1 protein-coding gene is annotated in these 2,843 nt (G+C 68.6%); it reads left to right on the top strand.

Annotated features, from left to right (window positions below; all coding sequences use genetic code 11):
- A partial coding sequence (locus H7U20_RS23730) for a non-ribosomal peptide synthetase (RefSeq protein ID WP_199761610.1) occupies positions 1-2,843 on the top strand: 2,843 nt, incomplete at both ends.

The raw sequence follows: 2,843 nt of genomic DNA, 5'->3' as shown, positions 1-2,843 counted from the left end.
GCAGCGCAGCGCCGTCGAGCGCGGCAGCGTCGATTTCTTCAGCACGCCGTTCGACCTGGCCCAAGGACCGTTGATCCGTGGCCAGCTGCTGCGCCTGGGCGAGGACGAGCATTTGCTGCTGATTAATCAGCACCACATCATTTCCGACGGCTGGTCGATCGGCCTGCTGGTGCGGGAAGTGAGCGCGCTATATGCGGCGTACAGCCAGGGGCGGGGCGATCCGTTGCCGCCGTTGGCGCTGCAATACGCCGACTACGCCGTCTGGCAACGCGACTGGTTGCAGGGCGAGGCCTTGCAAGCCCAGCTCGATTACTGGCGCGGCCATCTGGCCGGCGTGCCGGAACTGCTGGCCCTGCCGACCGACCATCCCCGTCCGGCCCAGCAAAGCCATGCCGGCGCGAGTGTCGATTTCACCTTGACGGCCGAGCTGACGCAGGCCCTCAAGCAGCTCAGCCGGCGCCACGGCGCCACGCTGTTCATGACCCTGCTCACCGGCTGGGGCATCTTGATGTCCCGCGTCAGCGGACAATCGGACGTGGTGGTCGGCAGCCCGATCGCCAACCGCCAGCGCGGCGAGACGGAACACCTGATCGGCTTTTTCGTCAACACCCTGGCCCTGCGCGTGAACGCCGACGGCGACCCGAGCGTGGCGGCCCTGCTGGCCCGGATGCGCGCCGGCACGCTGGACGCCTACGCCCATCAGGACGTGCCGTTCGAACAGGTGGTCGACGCGCTCAAGCCGCAGCGCAGCATGAGCCACAGCCCGCTGTTCCAGACGATGTTCGCGATGAACAACACGCCGGGCGGTGGCGGGCTGAGCCTGCCCGGCCTGCAATTGAGCGGCGTCGCCACGCCGCATACGACGGCGCAGTTCGATCTGTCGCTGTCGATGAGCGAGGCCGGCGACAGCCTCGTTGGCGGCTTGATCTATTCGACCGCGCTGTTCGAAGCCGACACCGCGCGGCGGCTGGTGGGCTACCTGCGCGCGGTGTTGCAGGGGATGGTCGAGGACGACCAGCAAAGCGTGAGCCGGCTGAACCTGCTGGACGCCGTCGAGCGCGAGCAGTTGACGCGCGGCTGGAACGACACCGACGTCGCCTTCCCGCGCGACAAGTTGCTGCACCAGATGTTCGAGGAACAGGTGCTGCGCAGTCCCGGCGCCGAGGCCGTGCGCTTCGAAGGCGAGGTGCTCAGTTACGCCGAGCTGAACAAGCAAGCCAACCAGCTGGCGCACCGCCTGCTGGCGCTCGGCGTCGAGCCGGACGCGCGGGTGGCCATTTGCGCCGAGCGCAGCCTGGGCATGGTGGTCGGCCTGCTGGCCATCCTGAAGGCCGGCGGCGCCTACGTGCCGCTCGACCCGGACTACCCGGCCGAACGCCTGGCCTACATGCTGGCCGATTGCGCGCCGCAGGTCGTGCTGACGCACAGCGGCTTGCCGCTGCAGGTGGATGGCGCGGCGCGGTTGCAGTATCTGGACGACGCCGGCCTGGCGGCGCAGCCGGTCCACAACCCGGTGGTGGCGGGCTTGAAGCCGTCCCACCTGGCCTACGTGATCTACACCTCCGGCTCGACCGGCCAGCCGAAAGGGGCGATGAACCAGCACGACGCGGCCGTCAGCCGGCTGTGCTGGGCGCAAAGCGCGTATCGGCTGGAGGCCGGCGAGCGCGTCTTGCAGAAGACGCCGATCAGCTTCGACGTCTCGGTCTGGGAATTGTTCTGGCCTCTACTCAACGGCGCCACGCTGGTGGTGGCGCCGCCCAAGGCGCACCAGAATCCGCGCCAGTTGGGCGAGCTGATCGTGCGCGAGCAGGTGACGACGCTGCTGTTCGTGCCGTCGATGCTCGACGCCTTCATGCAGCAAGCCGAGCTGCGGCACTGCGCCATGCTGCGCCGTGTGCTGTGCAGCGGCGAGGCCCTGCCTTACGCCTTGCAGCAGCGCTTCCTGGCGACCCTGCCGCAGGTCGAACTGCACAATCTGTATGGTCCGACCGAGGCGGGGGTGCACGTGAGCCACTGGCGCTGCAACGACGCCCACCCGGGCATCGTGCCGATCGGCTGGCCGCTGGGGAATACGACCTTGTATGTGCTGGACGGCCATCTGCAACCGGTGCCGCAAGGTGTCAGCGGCGAGATTTATATCGGCGGCATCGGCGTCGCGCGCGGCTACCTGCATCGTCCGCAACTGACGGCCGAGCGTTTCATCGCCGACCCGTTCAGCGCGGGCACTTTGTACAAGACGGGCGACGTCGGCCGCTGGCTGGCCGACGGCGCGATCGAATGCCTGGGCCGCAACGACTTCCAGGTCAAGATCCGTGGCTTGCGCATCGAGCTGGGTGAAATCGAGGCGCGCCTGGCGGCCTGCGAGGGGGTGCGCGAGGCGGTGGTGCTGGCGCGCGAAGACGTGCCGGGCGATAAGCGCCTGGTGGCCTACCTGACCGGCACGCCGGGCGGCGCGGCCGAACTGCGCAGTGAACTGGGTCGGCATCTGGCCGAGTACATGGTGCCGCTCGCCTTCGTCACGCTGGAACGTTTCCCGCTCACGCCGAACGGCAAGCTGGACCGCCAAGCCCTGCCGGCGCCGGACATGATGGCGCTGGCGGCGCGTCCCTATGCGCCGCCGGAAGGCGAGCTGGAACAGGCCATCGCCGCCATCTGGCAGGACCTGCTGGGGTTGCAGGGCCTGGGCCGCAACGACCACTTCTTCGAACTGGGCGGCCACTCCCTGCTGGCGGTGCAACTGATGTCGCGTTTGCGCGAGGTCATGGGCATCGAGCTGGGCTTGCGCGAACTGTTCTCCCATCCCGTGCTGAGCGCCTTCGCCTACCAGGCGGGCCAGGCGCGGC

The organism is Rugamonas violacea (assembly GCF_016461825.1).
Lineage (GTDB): Bacteria > Pseudomonadota > Gammaproteobacteria > Burkholderiales > Burkholderiaceae_D > Rugamonas.
This window is presented reverse-complemented; position numbering and strand designations above follow the sequence as displayed.